16 protein-coding genes and 1 pseudogene are annotated in these 18,504 nt (G+C 58.3%); 11 read left to right on the top strand and 6 right to left on the bottom strand.

Annotated elements, in window-relative coordinates; all coding sequences use genetic code 11:
* Positions 1-13: 13 nt before the first annotated feature.
* Together VQ830_RS21345 and gbd are read right to left on the bottom strand one after the other, a co-directional pair.
* Positions 14-1,054 carry a sugar ABC transporter substrate-binding protein gene (locus tag VQ830_RS21345; protein ID WP_337270172.1) on the bottom strand — a complete coding sequence of 347 codons (1,041 nt, stop codon included), beginning with the start codon at positions 1,052-1,054 and terminating at the stop codon, positions 14-16.
* A gap of 58 nt (positions 1,055-1,112) precedes the next feature.
* Complete coding sequence (gbd, locus tag VQ830_RS21340; RefSeq protein ID WP_337270171.1) at positions 1,113-2,225, bottom strand: 4-hydroxybutyrate dehydrogenase; 1,113 nt, start codon at positions 2,223-2,225, stop codon at positions 1,113-1,115.
* 320 nt (positions 2,226-2,545) lie between these two features.
* On the opposite strand from gbd, the gene VQ830_RS21335 reads away from it, so the two are divergent.
* The 6 genes and pseudogenes from VQ830_RS21335 to VQ830_RS28845 all read left to right on the top strand — a co-directional run.
* Positions 2,546-3,217 carry a GntR family transcriptional regulator gene (locus VQ830_RS21335; RefSeq protein WP_337270170.1) on the top strand — a complete coding sequence of 224 codons (672 nt, stop codon included), beginning with the start codon at positions 2,546-2,548 and terminating at the stop codon, positions 3,215-3,217.
* Position 3,218: 1 nt separating this feature from the next.
* Positions 3,219-4,757, top strand: a complete 1,539-nt coding sequence (locus tag VQ830_RS21330; RefSeq protein ID WP_337270169.1) for a UxaA family hydrolase — start codon at positions 3,219-3,221, stop codon at positions 4,755-4,757.
* Positions 4,758-4,809: 52 nt separating this feature from the next.
* Entirely contained in the window at positions 4,810-6,369 is a 1,560-nt protein-coding gene (locus VQ830_RS21325) for a GMC family oxidoreductase (RefSeq protein WP_337270168.1), read from the top strand.
* Positions 6,370-6,416: 47 nt separating this feature from the next.
* On the top strand, positions 6,417-7,211 hold the full coding sequence (locus VQ830_RS21320) for an SDR family NAD(P)-dependent oxidoreductase (protein WP_337270167.1): 795 nt from the start codon (positions 6,417-6,419) through the stop codon (positions 7,209-7,211).
* A gap of 36 nt (positions 7,212-7,247) precedes the next feature.
* A complete protein-coding gene (locus tag VQ830_RS21315; RefSeq protein ID WP_337270166.1) occupies positions 7,248-8,357 on the top strand; it encodes a glycerol dehydrogenase in 1,110 nt (369 codons plus the stop codon).
* 118 nt (positions 8,358-8,475) lie between these two features.
* Positions 8,476-8,807 (top strand): annotated as a pseudogene (locus VQ830_RS28845) (IS110 family RNA-guided transposase); the annotation flags it as partial.
* A gap of 120 nt (positions 8,808-8,927) precedes the next feature.
* Here the strand turns inward: VQ830_RS28845 and VQ830_RS21310 are convergent.
* The 4 genes from VQ830_RS21310 to VQ830_RS21295 all read right to left on the bottom strand — a co-directional run bounded on the left by VQ830_RS21310 (position 8,928) and on the right by VQ830_RS21295 (position 13,196).
* On the bottom strand, positions 8,928-9,881 hold the full coding sequence (locus VQ830_RS21310) for a sugar-binding transcriptional regulator (RefSeq protein ID WP_337270165.1): 954 nt from the start codon (positions 9,879-9,881) through the stop codon (positions 8,928-8,930).
* A 21-nt stretch (positions 9,882-9,902) separates the two neighbouring features.
* Positions 9,903-11,369: an FGGY family carbohydrate kinase gene (locus VQ830_RS21305; protein ID WP_337270164.1), complete on the bottom strand. Its 1,467-nt coding sequence runs from the start codon at positions 11,367-11,369 to the stop codon at positions 9,903-9,905.
* 61 nt (positions 11,370-11,430) lie between these two features.
* Positions 11,431-12,387 carry a transketolase family protein gene (locus tag VQ830_RS21300; RefSeq protein WP_337270163.1) on the bottom strand — a complete coding sequence of 319 codons (957 nt, stop codon included), beginning with the start codon at positions 12,385-12,387 and terminating at the stop codon, positions 11,431-11,433.
* Entirely contained in the window at positions 12,387-13,196 is an 810-nt protein-coding gene (locus VQ830_RS21295) for a transketolase (RefSeq protein WP_337270162.1), read from the bottom strand. The genes VQ830_RS21300 and VQ830_RS21295 overlap by 1 nt, the downstream gene beginning before the upstream one ends.
* Before the next feature lie 213 nt (positions 13,197-13,409).
* Between VQ830_RS21295 and VQ830_RS21290 the strand changes: the two genes are divergently transcribed.
* The 5 genes from VQ830_RS21290 to tpiA all read left to right on the top strand — a co-directional run bounded on the left by VQ830_RS21290 (position 13,410) and on the right by tpiA (position 18,492).
* The gene (locus VQ830_RS21290; RefSeq protein ID WP_337270243.1) at positions 13,410-14,390 is read left to right on the top strand and encodes an ABC transporter permease; all 981 of its coding nucleotides are present in this window, start codon (positions 13,410-13,412) and stop codon (positions 14,388-14,390) included.
* A gap of 116 nt (positions 14,391-14,506) precedes the next feature.
* Complete coding sequence (locus VQ830_RS21285; RefSeq protein ID WP_337270161.1) at positions 14,507-15,436, top strand: sugar ABC transporter substrate-binding protein; 930 nt, start codon at positions 14,507-14,509, stop codon at positions 15,434-15,436.
* 28 nt (positions 15,437-15,464) lie between these two features.
* On the top strand, positions 15,465-16,943 hold the full coding sequence (locus VQ830_RS21280) for a sugar ABC transporter ATP-binding protein (protein ID WP_337270160.1): 1,479 nt from the start codon (positions 15,465-15,467) through the stop codon (positions 16,941-16,943).
* Positions 16,944-16,961: 18 nt separating this feature from the next.
* Positions 16,962-17,750, top strand: a complete 789-nt coding sequence (locus VQ830_RS21275; RefSeq protein ID WP_337270159.1) for an SDR family oxidoreductase — start codon at positions 16,962-16,964, stop codon at positions 17,748-17,750.
* Positions 17,751-17,754: 4 nt separating this feature from the next.
* Positions 17,755-18,492, top strand: a complete 738-nt coding sequence (tpiA, locus tag VQ830_RS21270; protein WP_337270158.1) for a triose-phosphate isomerase — start codon at positions 17,755-17,757, stop codon at positions 18,490-18,492.
* The last annotated feature ends 12 nt before the right edge of the window (positions 18,493-18,504 follow it).

Below are 18,504 nucleotides of genomic sequence, written 5' to 3'. Positions count from 1 at the left end.
GACGAAAGAGCGATCAGAGAGCGCGCGCCCAACCGAGCTTGGCTGCTTCGCCGGGCTTGTCGTAAGTGTCCGGAATCTCGGCCAGATCCTTCAGGCTGTCCTGAGTGACGGCGTAGGACGGCGTGACCACGAAGCGCGGTGCCTTGCGACCGGCAACCACTTCATGCGCGTAGAACGCATTCATGTAGGCCATTTCGTAGAAGCTCTGCGCCATCGTCAGCGCAAACGGCGAGCCAGCCTTGATGTATTCGAAGGACTGCTTGCCGCCGTCGATGCCGGTGATGAAGGTCTTGCGACCGGCGGCGCGTATGGCGAGCGTTCCCTCGGAAGCGGCACCATCCCAGGCGCACCAGATCGCGTCGAGCTGGGGATTGGCCGTCAGGATGTTGTCGACGACCTGGCGCGGCGTGGTGGTGCCGCCGAGCGCAAACGCGATCTCCGAGACGACCTTAATATTAGGGAAGCGGACGAAAACCGACTTGGCGCCGAGCGTGCGCTGGTCCCAGGATTCGTTGGAGGGAAGGCTGACGATGGCGACGTTGCCTTTACCCTCGAGACGCTTGGCGATGTATTCGGCGCCTGCGGCACCGAGGCCGAAGTTGTTGGACATGGCTGTCGAGGTAACCGTCGTGTTCGGCACATAGCTGTCGCCACAGAAGATCGGAATGCCGGAGGCGACGGCGGCCTGCACGGCCGGCGAGATCGCCGCGGCGTCTGCCGGGGTGATGAAGATGGCGGCGGGCTTCGATGCCACGAAAGCGGCGATCTGATCAGCCTGCTTCTTGATGTCGTAGTTGGCGTCGGCGATGGTCAGCGTGCCGCCCAGGCGCTCGACCGCGTCCTTGTAGCCGTTGACGATGTGACGGCCCGATTCCCACACGGTCCAGCCCAGCGACGCACAGAACTGCAGGTCCTGCGCATAGGCGAACTTCGGACGGCTGAGAGCCGCTGCCACAGTCATTGCAGCACCGGCGCTGAGAACGCCACGTCGCGTCAGCTTCATTCCAGAGAGAAAGGACTCCTGGTCCTTCGAACCCGTTTCAATATCAGACATTAGACACCTCCCGTGTGTATGGCCGGAACGCCCGGACATTTCGTATGCGCGGTCGCGCTCAGCGCGAGTCGCGAAGCAGCTGCAGATATTCCTCCTGCGTCGCACGACGCGGATTGGTCGCGTGGCAATGATCTTTGAGCGCCTCGCGCGACACCTTCTCCATCATCGCCTCGGTCACGCCCATCGCCTCCAAACCGCTGGGCATGCCGATGTCGCGGTTAAGAGCCGCGATCTCTTCATCCGGGACGCCACCGAGCATTTCGGTCAGCACGTCCCACTTGGCGCCGATGACCTCGCGGTTGAATCGCAGTACCGCAGGCATGAGGACGGCGTTCAGCGTGCCGTGATGCAGGTTGAGTTCTCGGATCGCACCGAGCGGATGCGTCAGGGCGTGAACGGCGCCGAGACCCTTCTGGAAGGCCATCGCCCCTTCGAGCGCTGTCATCATCATGTCCCAGCGGGCGCCACGATCCTTGCCGTTGGCGACAGCGGCGCGAATGGCCGGCAGTCCGCGCTTCAGGCCATCGAGCGCGATCGCTTCAGCCGGTGGATTGATCGACGGCGCCATGTAGGTTTCGAGACAATGGGACAGCGCGTCCATGCCGGTTGCGGCTGTCAGGAAAGGCGGCAGGCCGTAGGTGAGTTCCGGATCGCAAAGCGCGATCGACGGCAGCATGTGGCCGCTGAGAATGCCGAGCTTGCGCCCTTCCGCCGTGATGATAACGGCGGCGCGGCCGACTTCCGAACCGGTTCCCGAGGTGGTGGGAACAGCGATCATCGGACAAATGCGGCCGTGGATGCGCGCGGCGCCGCCTTCGACAGCCGTATATTGCGCCAGCGGTCCTTCATGGCCGGAGAGCAGTCGGACAGCCTTGGCGAGATCGAGCGAAGAGCCGCCGCCGAGCCCGACGATGCTGTCACAGCCCTTCTCGACATAGAGAGCATAGGCGGCGCTGACCGCATCTTCTGTCGGGTTGGCGGGCGTCCCTTCGAATACCACCGGCGGTTCCGAAAGCAGGCCGACGACGCGCTCGACGAGACCGGTTGCGACCAGGCCGCGATCGGTGGCGATCAGCGGGCGCTTGGCGCCGAGTTCAGCCAGCAATGCCGACAGACGAGCGATCGCGCCTTCGTCGAATTCGATGCGGGTAAGATAGTTGATGGTTGCCATTTCGACTGCCGTTATCCTGTTTTCGGGAGGACGAGACAGACCTGCGCAGCAAGACGGCGCAGCAATGCCGCACCGGCTTTGACCGTGTTCGCAGGGCTCTGCATCAAGCCGCCCATATGCCTACGTTTTTGAAATTCACCCGGCTTGACGGGGTGCGTTCCTCCTCCGTTGGCCTGCAGCAAATTTTTCTCTTGCGTCGCCAACTAATATATGAGTTATAAAAGGCAGATGATGAACCGCCTGTCAACGATAAATCTGCAGATTGCTTAAATTCAACACTTGCGATACTTTTTCGCACTTTAGAGCAGAGTTGAGCTGAAATGAGACCGATTCCGAAGGCCGAACAGATATATGGGATGTTGCGACAAGCAATCGTCCACCTGCAAATGCAACCGGGTGCTGTAATCTCGGAAAAGGACCTGTGCAGCGAGTTTGGCGTGTCGCGGACGCCGGTGCGCGAAGCACTGCAGCGACTGGCCGATGAAGGGCTCGTGGATATCTTTCCGCATTCGGGAACCTATGTGAGCCGCATCTCTTACGCGGTGGCCGAAGAGGGCTTCGTGATCCGCCGTGCGCTTGAGATCGAAAGCGTGCGCAAGGCGGCGACGCTCATCAACGACCATGATGTCGAGGCGCTCAACTTGATCATCAAGGATATGCGTATGCTTCTCGAGCGCAACACGCTGGAGCTTTATCTGGACGCCGACGATGCCTTGCACAGCACGATCGCCGGCATCAGCAAGTTTCCGCGCATCTGGAAGTTCATTACGCTGGCCAAGGTCCATCTCGACCGCATGCGCCAGCTGAGTGCGCCCGTTCCCGGCCACCTCGCCATGGTGACGGAACAGCACGAGGCTATCGTCCGGGCGCTGCGGAATAGAAGCGCGGACCAGGCGGAACTCGCCATGCGCATCCACCTCGATTCGTCCTTCGCGGTCATGTCGAACATGTACGAAGACAAGATTTCCCTCTTTGAAAAGAAGGACAGCTGACATGACGGCTTTCACCACCACGTCGCCTCTGCTGTTGCTCAACGCCCTCGACAATGTCGCCATCGCCCGGGTATCTCTTGATCCGGCGCCCTATCCGGAGCTCGGCGGAGCACGGCTTTCCGACCGCATCACCCAGGGTCACAAGGTGGCCGTCGAAGCGCTGAGAGCCGGCGCGCCTGTCATCAAGTACGGCCAGGTGATCGGCTTTGCCAGCCGCGACATCACCGTCGGCGAGCATGTGCATACGCACAACATGGCGATGGGCGACGTCGAGCTGTCGCACGAATTCTGCGTCGATGCCCGCGAGCCTGATTTCATCGCCCCCGCGCAACGAGCGACCTTCCTCGGCTATGCCCGCCCGAACGGCCTGGCCGGAACCCGTAACTACATCGCCATCGTCTCGTCGGTAAACTGTTCGGCCACCGTCTCGAAGGCGGTCGCCGCCCACTTCGGTGCACCGGGGTGTCTCGATGATTACCCCAACGTCCACGGCATCATCGCGCTCACCCATGCCGGCGGCTGCGCCATCAACACGCTCGAGGAAGGTTATCGCTACCTGACGCGGACACTCGCCGGCTATGCCACGCATCCGAATGTCGGCGGCGTCGTCATGATCGGGCTCGGCTGCGAGACCAACCAGATCCCGGCCATCCTGTCGGCGCACGGGCTGACCGAAGGCGACACCTTCCGGGCGATGACGATCCAGGCGACGGGCGGCACGCGCCGCACCATCGAGGAGGCAATCTCCGCCATCGATTCGATGCTGCCTATCGTGAACGCCGCCCAGCGGACGCCGCAGCCTGCGTCCCTCTTGAAACTGGCGCTCGAGTGTGGTGGCTCCGACGGCTACTCCGGTATCTCCGCCAACCCGGCGCTGGGCTATGCCTCCGATCTCCTGGTGCGCCATGGTGGAACTGCATGTCTCGCCGAAACGCCCGAGATCTATGGCGCCGAACACCTTCTGACCCGGCGGGCTGCCTCGCCCGATGTCGCCAAGAAGCTTTTGGAGCGCATCGAGTGGTGGCGCGACTATGCCGAGCGCGGCAAGGCAGAACTCAACAACAACCCGTCGCACGGCAACAAGGCCGGCGGCCTGACGACGATTCTCGAGAAATCGCTCGGCGCCGTCGCCAAGGGCGGCATGTCCAGGCTAAACGCGGTCTACGAATATGCCGAGAAGATCGAGGCGAGCGGCTTCGTCTTCATGGACACGCCGGGTTATGACCCGGTGGCGGTGACCGGTCAGGTCGCCGGCGGCTGCAATATCATCTGTTTCACCACGGGACGCGGCTCGGTCTCCGGTTTCAAGCCGGCGCCATCGCTGAAGCTCGCCACCAACACGCCCATGTATGAGCGCATGCAGGAAGACATGGACATCAACTGCGGCACGATCGTCACCGGCGACGAAACCGTCGAGCAGGTGGGTGAGCGGATCTTCCAGACGATCCTCGACGCGGCCTCGGGCCGCAAGACCGCGAGCGAATTGTACAATTACGGCGACAACGAATTCGTGCCTTGGCAGGTCGGGGCCGTCATGTAACTCAAGACGCATGGCGGACGGCGGACGCCGGGAGGCCATCGGGAGGAATGCAGTGAACGAGATCAAGAATTTCTACGACGTCATCATCATTGGCGCGGGCGTCGGCGGCGGCGCCCTGGCCAACAAGCTGGCCGGGACCGGCCGGAGCATATTGATGATCGAACGCGGCCCGCGCCTGCCGCGCGAGGCTGATAACTGGAGCGTCGACGCGGTTTTCCATACCAAGAAATACGCGACCAAGGAAACCTGGCGTGACAAGGACGGCGTCGCCTTCAACCCGAGCACCTATTACTACGTCGGCGGCAACAGCAAGTTCTTCGGCGCCGCCACCCTTCGCTTCCGGGCCGAAGACTTCGAGGACCTGCAGCACGAGGACGGCGTGGCGCCGGCATGGCCCGTGTCCTATTCCGAATTCGCCCCTTATTACGACATCGCCGAGCGACTGATGGGCACGCATGGAACCGCCGGCATGGATCCGACGGAGCCGCCCCGTTCCGGCCCGATGCCCTACCCTGCGATCGGCCACGAGCCCGAAATTGCCGTCTTCGACAAGAAGCTGCGTGAAAAGGGACTGCGCCCCTTCCCGCTGCCGATCGCCATCGACTACCACGACGGCGGCAGGTGTATCCGCTGTCGTACCTGCGACGGCTTCGCCTGCAAGATCGGGGCGAAGGGCGATGCCGAGGTGCGACTGGTCAACCCTGCCATCGCCAAGGGCGGCATCGACCTCGTGACCGAGACCTTCGTCCACCGTCTCATCACCGACCCCACGGGCAAGCGCGTCACCGGCGTCGAGCTGACCCATGGTGGCGAGACGCGCACGATCTCGGCCGACACTTTCATCAGTAGCGCCGGCGCCATCAATTCCTCAGCCCTGCTGCTGCGCTCGGCCAATGATTCGCACAAGCGCGGTCTCGGCAACAACATGTCCGATCAGCTCGGCCGCAACTACATGGCACACAACAACACGGCGATGATGGCGATCTCGCCGTTCAGGAGGAACCGCGTCGTCTTCCAGAAGTCGATGGCGATCAACGACTACTATCTCGCCAACAGCGAAAAACCGTACCCGCTCGGCAACGTGCAGGGGCTCGGCAAGCTGCAGGGCGGCATGCTGACGGCCAATGCGGCCTGGGCGCCGGAATGGCTGATGTCGGCCTTCGCCGACCGCAGCGTCGACTGGTGGATCATGTCGGAGGATCTGCCGGATCCCAACAACCGCGTCTCGCTGGATCCAGACGGCAAGATCCGCCTGAGCTACACCGCCAATAACCTGAAGTGCCATAATGAACTGGTGAAGGTCTGGTCGCGGCACATGCGCTCGCTCGGCTATCCGCTGATCATCACCAACAAGATGGATATCAAGGTATCCATGCACCAGTGCGGCACCGCCCGGTTCGGCAACGATCCGGCAACCTCGGTGCTCGACCCGAACTGCAAGGTCTGGGACATCGACAATCTCTATGTCGTCGACGCCTCGTTCCTGCCGTCGTCGACGGCGCTCAATCCGTCGCTGACGATCGTCGCGCAGGCACAGCGCACCGGCGAGCATCTGCTCAAGCAATGGGGCGAAACGACCGTGACGCCGCAGACGTCACACACCGAGGCCTGACGTTTCAGGCCTCGCACAAAATACCGTCATCCAGGGAGGAGACGCCGATGTCCGGCAAGAATGATTATCGCAACATGTTCAGCCTTAACGGCCGCAAGGCCATCGTCACCGGCGGCTCGCGTGGCATCGGCAAGGCGCTTGCCGAAGCGCTCGCGGCCAACGGCGCCGATGTCGCCATCGTCGTGCGTTCTTCGCTCGAGCTTGCCCAGTCGGTCGCAAGCGAACTCAAGGCCGGCGGCGTCGACAGTTTTGCGGTGCAGGCGGACGTCTCGATCGAAGACGACGTCGAGCGGATGACCAAGGCCGTGGTCGATCGCTGGGGCCGGATCGATATCCTGGTCAACAATGCCGGTATCGTGCTGCCGGCAAACGCCGAGGACTGCGCGCTCGACACCTGGCGCCAGACAATGGCGGTCAATCTGGACGGCGTGTTTCTCGTATCGAAGGCCGTGGGACGGCAGATGATCGCCCAGAAGAGCGGATCGATTATTAACATCGGCTCGATGTCGGGCCGCATCGTCAACTGGCCGTTCCGTCACGCCGCCTACAACGTCTCCAAGGCTGGCGTGCACATGCTAACCAAGGCTTTGGCCACGGAATGGGCGGAGCATAACATACGCGTCAATGCCATCGCCCCCGGCTACATCCTCACCGAACTGACGGACGAAGTATTGCGCGAGCACCCGACAGTCGTCATCGAGCACTGGGCCAAGGGTGCCGTGCAGAACCGCATCGGCGGCGTCGAGGAACTGGCGGGCGCCGCGGTCTACCTCGCCGGCGACGCGGCGAGCTTCACCACAGGCGAAATTCTCACCATCGACGGCGGGCTGACATTGCGCTGAGCCGAAGCCAGGCAACGAATAGACAGGATCAGACACATGACACAACGTGGTTACGGCGGCCCGCTCCGCTATGTCCAGGGCCCAGGCGTGCTTGCAGATCTCGGCATCTATGTCGAACCGCTGGCGAAGTCGGCTCTCATCATCATCGACGGCTTCTTCTGGGATACACTAACGCCACAGATCGAAAAGAGCCTCGCGGAGCGCGGCGTTGCCAGCCGGTTCGTGCGCTTCGGCGGTGAATCGACCGACGCCGAGGTGGCGCGCTGCGTGACCGAGGGCCGGGCCGCGGAGGCAAGCGTCGTCATCGGCGTCGGAGGCGGAAAAGCGCTCGACACCGCCAAGATCACCGCCTTCAACATCGGCGCCAGGATTGCGACGGTTCCCACGATCGCCTCGACAGATTCTCCCACCAGCTCCATCGGTGTCATCTACTCGGCCGAGGGCGTTTATGACCGCGTGGTGCGTTGTGGCCGAAACCCCGACATCACGCTTGTCGACAGCGCCCTGATCATCCGAGCCCCTGTTCGCTTCCTCGTCTCGGGCATCGGCGATGCGCTGTCGACCTGGTACGAAGCCCGCTCCAATCTCGAATCCCGCTCCAGGAACTATATCGGCGATGGCTATGCCGCGACGATCGCCGGGGCGCAGATCGCGCGAGCCTGCCATGAGGTGCTGATGCGAGACGGACGCTCCGCCTACGCCGCCGCCAAGGGCGGCAAGCTCACGCAGGCCGTGGAAAACATCATCGAGGCCAACACGCTGTTAAGCGGCCTTGGCTTCGAGAATTGCGGGGTGTCGGCTGCCCATGGCATTCACGATGCACTGACCGCGCTTGAGCCAACGCACCATTTCTTCCACGGCGAAAAGGTCGCCTTCGGCGTCATTTGCCTGCTTGTGTTGGAAAACAGGCCGCCGGAAGAATTGCATGAGGCGATCGACTTCTGCATCGACCTCGGACTGCCCGCGACCCTGTCCGACTTGGGTCTCAAGGATGTCTCGCCGGCCGACCTTGCCAAGGTCGGCGACCTTGCAATGCTGTCGAGCAATGTGATTCACTCGGTCCCAGTGACACTGACAGCGGAACTGGTCGCCGATTGCATCTGGACGGCCAGTTCCCTTGCAGATCTGCGCAAATCAACAAGGTGACGGTAGCGCGCTACGAAAAGGAGCCAGAACAAGATGGGGTGGTTGCCGTCCTCCCCTCACGGCGTGGAAATGTGCCTATATGATGTGGTTTAGGCCACAGGATGGAGAAGACGGCAAAATGAAAGGCACGATGATCGGGGTGGACCTGGCAAAGAATGTTTTCGTGTTGTACGCAGCAACGATGGCAGTTGAAGTACGGTATTTAAAGAAAGTGCCACGTGGACAGTTTCTCCGCTTCCTGTCGGAACAGCCACCAGCGATTGTGATTATGTAAGCGTGCGGGAGTGCCCACTATTAGGCCCGAGAGTTGATGAGAGTGGGGCACGAGATCAAGTTGATGATCCACAATATGTCCGCCCTTTCGTCAAGCGCCAAAAGAACGACGCCACCGATGCGGAGGCTATAGTCATTGCGGCTCGTCAACCGGAGATGCGTTTTATGCCGCCGAAGGGCTGCATCAAGGGCCGGACACACGACTGCACTCGAGACGCGCTGCATAACGAAGCCATTTCCCTCACCGCGGGAGCCTTCCATCCCATCGATTTTGGACAGCTCTCGTTCTGACCCCTTTCAATGATCCAGTAGGCGTTGTGCCGTGAATTTGTCAGTCACAAGAATGTCGATAACCCCAACCCGCAAGGCGCCAGCGATTGCCGCGATTTTCTTTGAACCACCAGCCAGCGCGACAACCCGCTCGACATTGCGAAGATCTTCAAGTGGGAGACCGATAACGCGTTCGTCTAGCGGCGTCTTGACGGCCTTCCCTTCCTTGTCGAAAAACCGCAGCGAAATATCACCAACGGCGCCAGCCTCTGCAAGGTCCGCGAGTTCTCGCGCAGAAAAGATGTTTCCGGACCGGGCAAGCAGTTCAGATGGCTCAACCGCGCCTATTCCAACGATGGCAATACTGATGCTACCGAACAAATCCATCGTCTCGCGCACGAAGGGATCGGCTTGCATAAGAAGCTTCGCCTCCCGTGAGGATGTCACCCCCTGAACGGGTAGAAGTTTAGGCTCAGCGCCGGTCAAGCGTGCAAGACGCGCGGTCAACTGCGTCGCGTGGGTCTGGACAGACGGATCTCCCATCCCGCCTAAAGTCTGGACCACATATTTGGCCGGCGCGCTTTTCTGGGGATGGATATTCTCGACCATCTTGAAGATCGTTTGGCTCCAGCTTGAGACGCCGATAATTTCTCCTGGTGTTAGGGTTATCTCGAGAAGATGTGCGGCGGCCTCTCCAATACGAGCCATAATTGCACCGTCGCGATCTTCCGTACATTCAACGACCACAGCTTCTGGCAGGTCGAATTTTTCTCTTAGAGAAGCTTCCAGCTCGATATACGTCCCGATCGGCGGGATGACGCTTGTGCGAACGATGTCTTCCGCCTCTGCTTTTTTGAGCATGCGTGAAACGGTTGCTTGCGAAAGCCGCAGATGCTCTGCAATCTCGGCCTGACGGCGCCCCTCTATGTGGTACATCTGGGCCACTCGTGAAATTAGGCGAAGTTCGTTCAAACGAGCCATCGTTGATCCCGGGGTGAATTTTTATTCACCTTTAGCCGGTGTTGGGCGCAAGGTCGAGCGCGCAACTGCATCATTCCAGATCTTCAGCAAGGCGGGACGATCGACAGCGGCCGGCTGGATTACTTCGACAGGCCGTTCAAGACCTTCAATGACCGACAAATCGCTCCAAACGCCCATCGCGAGACCGGCCAGATAAGCGGCTCCGAGCGCTGAAGCCTCAGGCACTTTACATTGTATGACAGGATGATCGATGAGGTTCGCGACGGTTTGCATCAGGAAGTTATTCTGGCTGGGGCCACCGTCAACGAAGAGGTTGCCGAGTTGTTCGCCGCTTTGAACACTCATGGCATGTATAACATCGTGAACTTGAAAGGCGACCGAATCCGTAACAGAGCGAGCCATCTGGGCGCGTGTTGTGCTGAAATTGATTTGAGAGAACAGAGCACGAGCATCGGAATCCCAATATGGCGCGCCAAGTCCTACGAATGCAGGTACGAATGCAGGCGCATTGGGCTCAGCGGTTGCGGCAAGGTCGACGAGCGCGGTAACATCGGGTAATCCAAGAATATTGCTCATCCAGGGAAGACTTGCGGCTGAAACAAGAATATTTCCTTCAAATGCGAAGGTCGGTTGCCCGTTGATGCGCCATGCCGTAGTCGTGGTGATGCCGCTTCCCGGCGCAACAAACCGAGGCAGTGTTGTCATGACGGAAGAACCGGTACCGAACGTCACCTTCCCGTCGCCAGGTTTGAAGGCACCATGTCCGAAGAGCGCAGCATGACTGTCTCCGATTGCGGCTCGGATCGGTGTTCCATCCGGCACGCCTTGAAGACCTCGCGTGGTTCCAAAATCCGAACAACTGTCCAGAACTTCGGGCAAAAGACGAATATCGACCTCAAAGATCTCACCGAGCTCGTTGCTCCACCTTTGTGCCTTCAGATCGTATAATTGGCTCCGCGAGGCATTTGAGGCGTCACAGAGATGTTTTTCTCCACCTGTCAGGCAGTGAATTAACCAGCTATCGATCGTTCCCAGACGGACCGATCGACCGGCTGGTACTCTGTCCAGCAACCACTTAAACTTTGATCCTGGAAACATGGGATCGAGCGGAAGCCCTGTCATGGATTGAACGCGATCAACATGACCCTGGGCGATGAGGCGTTCACAGTCACTGGCTGTGCGTCTGCACTGCCAGCTCAGAACTGGCCCGAGTGGACGACCCGAGACGGCATCCCATGCAGTTACCGATTCGCGTTGATTGGAAATTGCAACGGCTTCGACAACAATTCCCCGTGTAGACGAGAGGCAAGCTGCCACCGCCTCGCAGACGGATGCATAGATGCGGTTCGGATCCTGCTCGACCCAGCCGGGCTGCGGATAGGTTATTCCAACTGCAGCAGAACCCCTGGCGATCACTCGGCCCTCTTTCGAGACCAGGACCGCCTTAGAGTTTGTGGTCCCCTGATCGATCGCCAAAATGGCGCGCATGTCGTCCTCCCGAATGCCATGGATGCATGACCTCGGCAATTCGAGCCGAGATCCACACTGATTACTTGCGCTTTACGAGTGCCTGGGCCGCATCTGCAATGGCCGAAGGTGTCATTCCGAATTCGTCGAGTAGGAATTCTGCAGATCCGGTTGGAGCGTAAATTCCGGGAACCCCGAGGCGTTTCATCGGGACCGGAGCATTGTCAACAACCACTTCGGCGACCGCGGAACCAAGTCCACCAAATATGGAGTGCTCTTCAGCCGTTAAGATGGCACCGGTCTCTCGTGCCGCGGCTATGATCGCTTCCTCATCAATGGGTCGAACGGTAGCAAGGTTAAGGACGCGCGCACTCACTCCACGCTCAGCGAGGATCGCGGCGGCCTTAAAGATACGGTGCGTCAGCGTCCCATTCGCAATAAGAGTCACGTCGTCGCCTGGTCGCAGAACGTTCGCCTTGCCCAATTCGAATTTGTGATCTGATGGAAGAAGATCAGGTACGCCGACGCGCGAGAGCCTTAGAAAACACGGCCCCTGATAGGTCGCAGCCCATTCGACAGCAGCAGCCGTTTCAATGCGATCGCATGGCGCGATCACTGGCAGGTTCGGCAAAACTCTGGTCCAGGCGAAGTCTTCGATCGAATGGTGGGTCGGGCCAAGCTCGCCATAAGCCATACCGGATGAAATGCCGACAAGTTTCACATTGGCATTTGAATAGGAGATATCGGCTTTGATCTGTTCGAGCGAACGGCCCGTCAAGAATGGCGAGGCGCCACATACATAGGGAAGACGTCCTCCATTGGCGAGGCCTGCTCCAACGCCGACCATATTTTGCTCGGCAATCCCGACATTCACAAGCCGATCCGGAAACTTTGCTTTAAAGCCTCCAAGTTTGGAGGAGCCGACGGAATCATTACAAACAGCGACGACGGTGTCGTTTTCGTGCGCCAGACGCTCTAACGTCTCTGCAAATGTGTCCCGGCAGTCAAAGAGCTTGGACATGTTGGCCTGGATATTCATTATAGCGCCTCCGAAAGCTCTGCTACGGCAACTTCGTATTGCTCTTTACTTGGGACCTTATGATGCCAATCGACCCGGTCTTGCATAAAAGAGATCCCGTGGCCTTTGTTGGTGTGAGCAACAATACCGTGGGGGCGCGAAGTGCGATGTTCGAGCGCAGAAACAACTTCCTTCATTTCGTTTCCGTTGATTTCCGTGACTTCCCATCCGAACGCTTCCAGCTTGGGCCTCAGCGGAGCTAGTGCATTGGTGTCAGACAACGAAGCACCTTGCTGAAATCTGTTGTGATCAATAATCAAGGTCAGATTGTCGAGTTTGAACTGTGCAGCAGCCATGATGGCCTCCCAGTTCGATCCTTCCTGCATCTCGCCATCGCCGGTCACAACGTAGGTGCGGTAAGAAGCCCCGGACAACTTGGCGGCCTTTGCCATACCGACAGCGACAGGAAGGCCGTGGCCAAGGGGACCTGTATTGGTTTCCACACCGGGAACCTTGTTACAGTTCGGATGGCCATTCAGCCTGGAATGCGGCTTGAGGAAGGTTGCGATCTCTTCCTCTGGAATAAACCCCTTTTTTGCGAGCGTCACATAGAGGGCGCAGGCCGTATGACCCTTCGAGAGGACGAAGCGATCCCGCTCTGGATGCTTCGGCTGTTCAGGCCAGACCTTGAGCACGCGAAAATAAAGCGCCGTCAGGATGTCGATCACCGACATCTCACCACCAATATGTCCAGCGCCGGCATCAAAGACTGCCTTAAGATCGCGTAGCCGTATCTCGCGAGCCAGTCGCTCGAGTTTCGCAATATCCATGGCTTCCTCTATAGTGCATAAATATTCAGATATAGATATTCTTGCATAGTTGGACGCTTAGTCAAGGGGATACATCGAAAATATGGCCTCTGATAGCCTCGCACGCTGTGTTGACAGCTCCAAAAGAAATAGGTTATGAATTTTCTAGCCGATATGAATATTTATTCTGACCAGGGTAATCTCTCTGGTTCAGCTGACGATTTGGGAGGAAAAATGGTGGCGATCGACGTCAACCAACAGCAGACCTCGTCGGGAAATTGGGTTCGGAAGATCAAGGGAGCCACCGGGCCGCTCGTCGGACTGCTCGCGCTATGCATCTTTCTCAGCTTCAGCACCGATGCTTTCTTATCGGTGCGCAACGGCCTCAACATTCTGGACCAGATTACGGTGCTCGGCATTATGGCCGTCGGCATGACCTTCGTGATTTTGATCGGTGGAATCGATCTTTCGGTCGGCTCTGTACTCGCACTGGCAATGATGGTGATGGGTTGGACCGCGAATGTTGCGGGCCTGCCGCTCGCTGCAGGTATCACCTTTGGTCTTCTTGCTGCGGCACTTGCCGGGCTCATCGTCGGACTTCTTGTCACTCAGTTCGGGGTGCCAGCGTTTATTGCCACTCTCGCCATGATGTCGGCAGCCCGCGGTGTTGCGAATATGATCACCGACGGCCAGCAAATTGTTGGGTTTCCTGACTGGTTCATGATGCTTGCAATCGACCGCCATTTCGGCGTTTTAACCGCTACGGTTTTTCTGATGCTCGCCGTTCTTCTGGTGGCATGGCTCTTCTTACATTTCCGTTCGGAAGGACGAATGCTTTACGCGGTAGGCGGCAATCCGGAAGTGGCTCGCCTTGCTGGCATCAATGTCAAGCTGGTGACGATTGGCGTTTATGTCGCCAGCGCCGTTCTGGCTGGACTGGCCGGTATTGTGCTCGCCGCACGCCTTGACTCAGTGCAACCCTCCAGCGGCTTCGGTTATGAGCTGGATACAATCGCTGCAGTCGTCATCGGCGGGACTTCGTTATCGGGTGGAGCTGGCGGCATTGGTGGCACGCTGATCGGAGTTCTCATTATCGGCGTCCTGCGCAACGGCCTCAATCTTCTGAACGTCTCGCCGTTCCTGCAGCAGGTCATCATCGGTGTGGTTATCGTGCTTGCGGTGGGCGCTGAAACCATTCGCCGGCGCCGCAGCTGAAGATCGGCAAGCCCTGAACCTTTCTAAAAAATTCCGCTCGGAAATTCCGAGTGGGGCAATGCCCCAAGGGGGAGGAACAACCCGTGGGTTTTTTCAAAGAAAACGGAGGAATGAAAATGAAATTTGCACGCATCATGCTTGCGTCTGTCGCGCTTGTTGGCCTCACGCTCGGCCCCGTCCAAGCAGCAGAGCTCAAGAAACTCGGTCTTGCCGTTGCAAACCTGCAGGCGAACTTTTTCAATCAGATCAAGCAGTCGGTAGAGGCCGAAGCCAAAAAAGGCGGCATTGAAGTTATCACGGTCGACGCAAAGGGCGACGGCCCTACCCAGGTCAACCAGATCCAGGACTTGCTTACTCAGAAAATTGACGCTTTGATCTATATTCCGGCTGGAGCTGCTGCAGCAACGGTACCCGTCAAGCTCGCCAAGAATGCCGGCATCCCTGTTGTGAACGTTGACCGAAATGCTGATGGCGCACCTGGCGACACTTTTCTAGCAACGGATTCTGTTACCTCGGCCAAGGCAGTCTGCGACTACATCATCAAGGAAGCTGGCGGCAAGGGCAAGATGGTCATCATCCACGGCCAGAAGGGCACGACCCCTGAAGTGGATCGTTCGAAGGGTTGCGCTGAATCCATCAAGGCCAATCCTGGTGTGAAGGTCGTCGCCGAGCAATATTCGAACATGTGGAGCCAAGATGAAGGCTTCCAGATCATGCAGAACATGCTGCAGGCAAACCCGGATGTTTCAATCGTCTTTGCCCAAGCGGATGGCCTTGCCCTTGGCGCCGCACAAGCGATCAAGGTCGCCAATCCCTCCCAGAAAATCGCCGTCGGCGGTTTTGATGGAGACACCGCCGCGCTGGAATCACTCAGCAAGGGCGTTTTCGACGTCACCGCAACGCAACAGACCCAAAAGATGGGACGTGACGCAGTGGAAAACGCTGCCAAGCTTGTCGCAGGAGAGAAAGTCCCACCTGTCCAGCTGATGGACGCCACGCTGACCACGAAAGAAAACGTAGCCGGTTTCATCGCCAACCACCCGTAAATACGTCGTGCAATTGAGGAGGTGTGTCGTGGCTGACCCTGTTCTATCACTGAGAGGCATATCTAAGCGGTACGGACCCCTTCAGGTCGTCAAGAATGTCAGCTTGGATGTCTATCCGGGTGAAGTTGTCGCACTTCTCGGCGAGAATGGAGCCGGAAAATCGACACTTTCCGGCATCATCGCCGGCTCGCGCACACCGACAGAAGGATCCATGACATGGTTGGGGCAGCCCTATGCCCCGACCAACCCAAGAGATGCGATAGACAAGGGTGTGGTTCTCATTCATCAGGAGCTGCAGTTGCTACCGCAGCTTTCCATTGCTGAGAACGTGTTCATTGGTCGATGGCCCATGAAAAATGGCGTGGTTGATCGCGCCCAGATGGTCCAACGCGCGCAAGAACAACTCGCTCGGCTTAACCTCCATATTCCCGCGACCAGAAAGGTCGATGGCCTCTCGACAGCAAACCAACAGCTCATAGAGATCGCAAAAGCGCTCGCTTTGAAGGCAAAGCTTCTCATTCTTGACGAGCCTACCGCAGCGCTTGGTGGGGCAGAAACTGAGGCTTTGTTCGAGCAGATCCGCAAGCTTCGCTCCCAAGGCGTCGGGATTATCTACATTTCTCACCGAATGGAAGAGATCAAGAAAATTACGGATCGTATCGTGGTCTTGCGGGATGGCGAACGCGTGCATGAATTTGCCGACAGCGCGACACCCGTGCGCACGATCGTAGAAAGCATGGTGGGCCGCTCGCTTGAGCGCATGTTCCCAACCTTACCCGTTCCAAGTCATCGACCGGTTCTGGAGGTCTTTGGACTGACCTCGCCTCAAAATTCATTCCGTGACGTAACTTTCGACGTCAAAGGCGGCGAGATTTTCGGAATCGCCGGTTTGGTCGGTGCGGGCCGTACGGAGCTTGTCCGAGCAATCACAGGCGCCGATCCTATAAGTGCCGGATCAATCAAACTCGAAGGAAAGGCCCTTCAGTTGCGCAGTCCGGCCGACGCGATCGCCGAAGGTATCGTCATGGTTCCAGAAGATCGCAAGGATCAAGGTCTCGTCGTCGGGCACCGCATCGGCGAGAACATTATCTATGCCAACCTCGACAAGCTCGGCGGAAAATGGATCTTGCCTTCGGTCAAGCGCACGTTCGCGGAAAAGGCAGTCGCGAAGTTTGGTGTAAAGGGCCGTGCCGATCAATTGGCCTCGGATCTGTCTGGCGGAAATCAACAGAAGGTCGTTATCGCCAAATGGTTGATGCGGGATCCGAAGGTGGTTGTCCTTGATGAGCCCACACGAGGGATCGATGTTGGTGCGCGAGCGGGCATATATGAAATCATCGTTGATCTAGCGAAGCGCAATGTCGCAGTGATCGTCGTCAGTTCAGATCTCGAAGAGGTTCTCGGGGTCTCGAACCGGATCATGGTTCTCGCGCAAGGAAAACAAGCAGGCATTTTGAGCCGTGATGAAGCAAATGATGTTTCAGTCATGGAACTGGCCACAACCTGAAGCAAAGGGAGAAGTGTGATGCACGACATCACCTTGGATGCACCGAGGCTTTTTAACCTCAGCGGTGAAGTAGCGATCGTCACTGGCGCTGGTAGTGGGATTGGGCAGCGCATAGCAATCGGTCTCGCCCAGTGCGGAGCCGACGTAGCCCTTCTGGACCGCCGTCAGGATGATGGACTCAAAGATACGGCCCGCTTTATCGAGGCAGCCGGTCGCCGCTCGATACAAATAGCCGCGGACGTCACCAGCAAGACATCGCTTGCAGATGCAGTCGAGCTGACGGAACGTGAACTTGGCGATCTGACCCTCGCCGTCAATGCCGCCGGTATCGCCAATGCCAATCCGGCTGAGGATATGGAAGAAGATCAGTATCAAACGCTGATGGACATCAACCTGAAAGGCATTTTCCTCTCCTGCCAAGCAGAGGCGCGGGCGATGCTGAAAAACGGTCGCGGGGCCATCGTGAACATTGCATCTATGTCAGGTGTGATCGTCAATCGCGGCCTAAGCCAGGCACATTACAACGCCTCAAAGGCCGGCGTCATTCATATGTCGAAGTCAATGGCAATGGAATGGGTTGGTAGGGGCATACGCGTCAACACCATTTCTCCCGGTTACACAGCAACGCCGATGAACACACGTCCGGAGATGGTTCACCAGACAAAGCTATTCGAAGAGCAAACGCCGATGCAACGGATGGCCAATGTGGACGAGATGGTCGGTCCGGCAGTCTTTCTTCTTTCTGGTGCTGCAAGCTTTGTTACCGGCGTCGATCTTCTTGTCGACGGTGGGTTCTGTTGCTGGTGACTTGATGCGTAAGCTTGTTGTCGGCAATTGGAAGATGAATGGTCTCGCCGCCTCCCTGGCTGAGATTGAGGCGTTGAAGGGTCTGACGAGTAGCGCGACGTGTGAGATCGTCGTATGCCCGCCCTTCACACTGATTGAAAGGGCGACAGCTCGCTCGCACGGATCATCGATCGCAATTGGCGCGCAAGATTGCCATAGTGAGGCAACAGGCGCCTATACCGGCGATGTCTCTGCGCAGATGCTTGCGGAGATTGGGGCACGGTTTGTTATCGTCGGCCACTCTGAACGTCGATCGACGTATCAAGAGACAGATATGAGTGTCGCTGCGAAAGCTCGGGCGGCGCATGCGGCCGGTCTGACAAGCATCATTTGCGTCGGAGAAACACAGAGCGAAAGAGACCTCGGAAAAGCGATCGAAATCGTGACTCGTCAAGTGATTAGATCAATGCCAACAAGTGGAGCGAGCGAAAACACCGCCATCGCCTATGAGCCGAGGTGGGCCATCGGTTCTGGACTGGTACCCAGCATCTCACAGGTCGAAGATGTTCATGCAGCTATCCGCGAGACACTCGTGGAACGGGTCGGGGCGGACGGCCGAGCGATAAGGATCCTGTACGGTGGTTCGCTCAAGCCATCGAATGCCGCGTCGATTTTCTCCATTGAGAACGTCGATGGCGGTCTTATCGGCGGGGCATCGCTCAAGGCCTCCGATTTTACAGCCATCATCGCAGCAGCAGGCTGACTGCGCAGTTCT

Origin of the sequence: Oryzifoliimicrobium ureilyticum, assembly GCF_037199735.1 — a bacterium.
Classification (GTDB): Bacteria; Pseudomonadota; Alphaproteobacteria; order Rhizobiales; family Rhizobiaceae; genus Rhizobium; species Rhizobium ureilyticus.
Note: the sequence above shows the minus strand (reverse complement) of the source record. Positions and strands in the feature narration are given on the sequence as shown.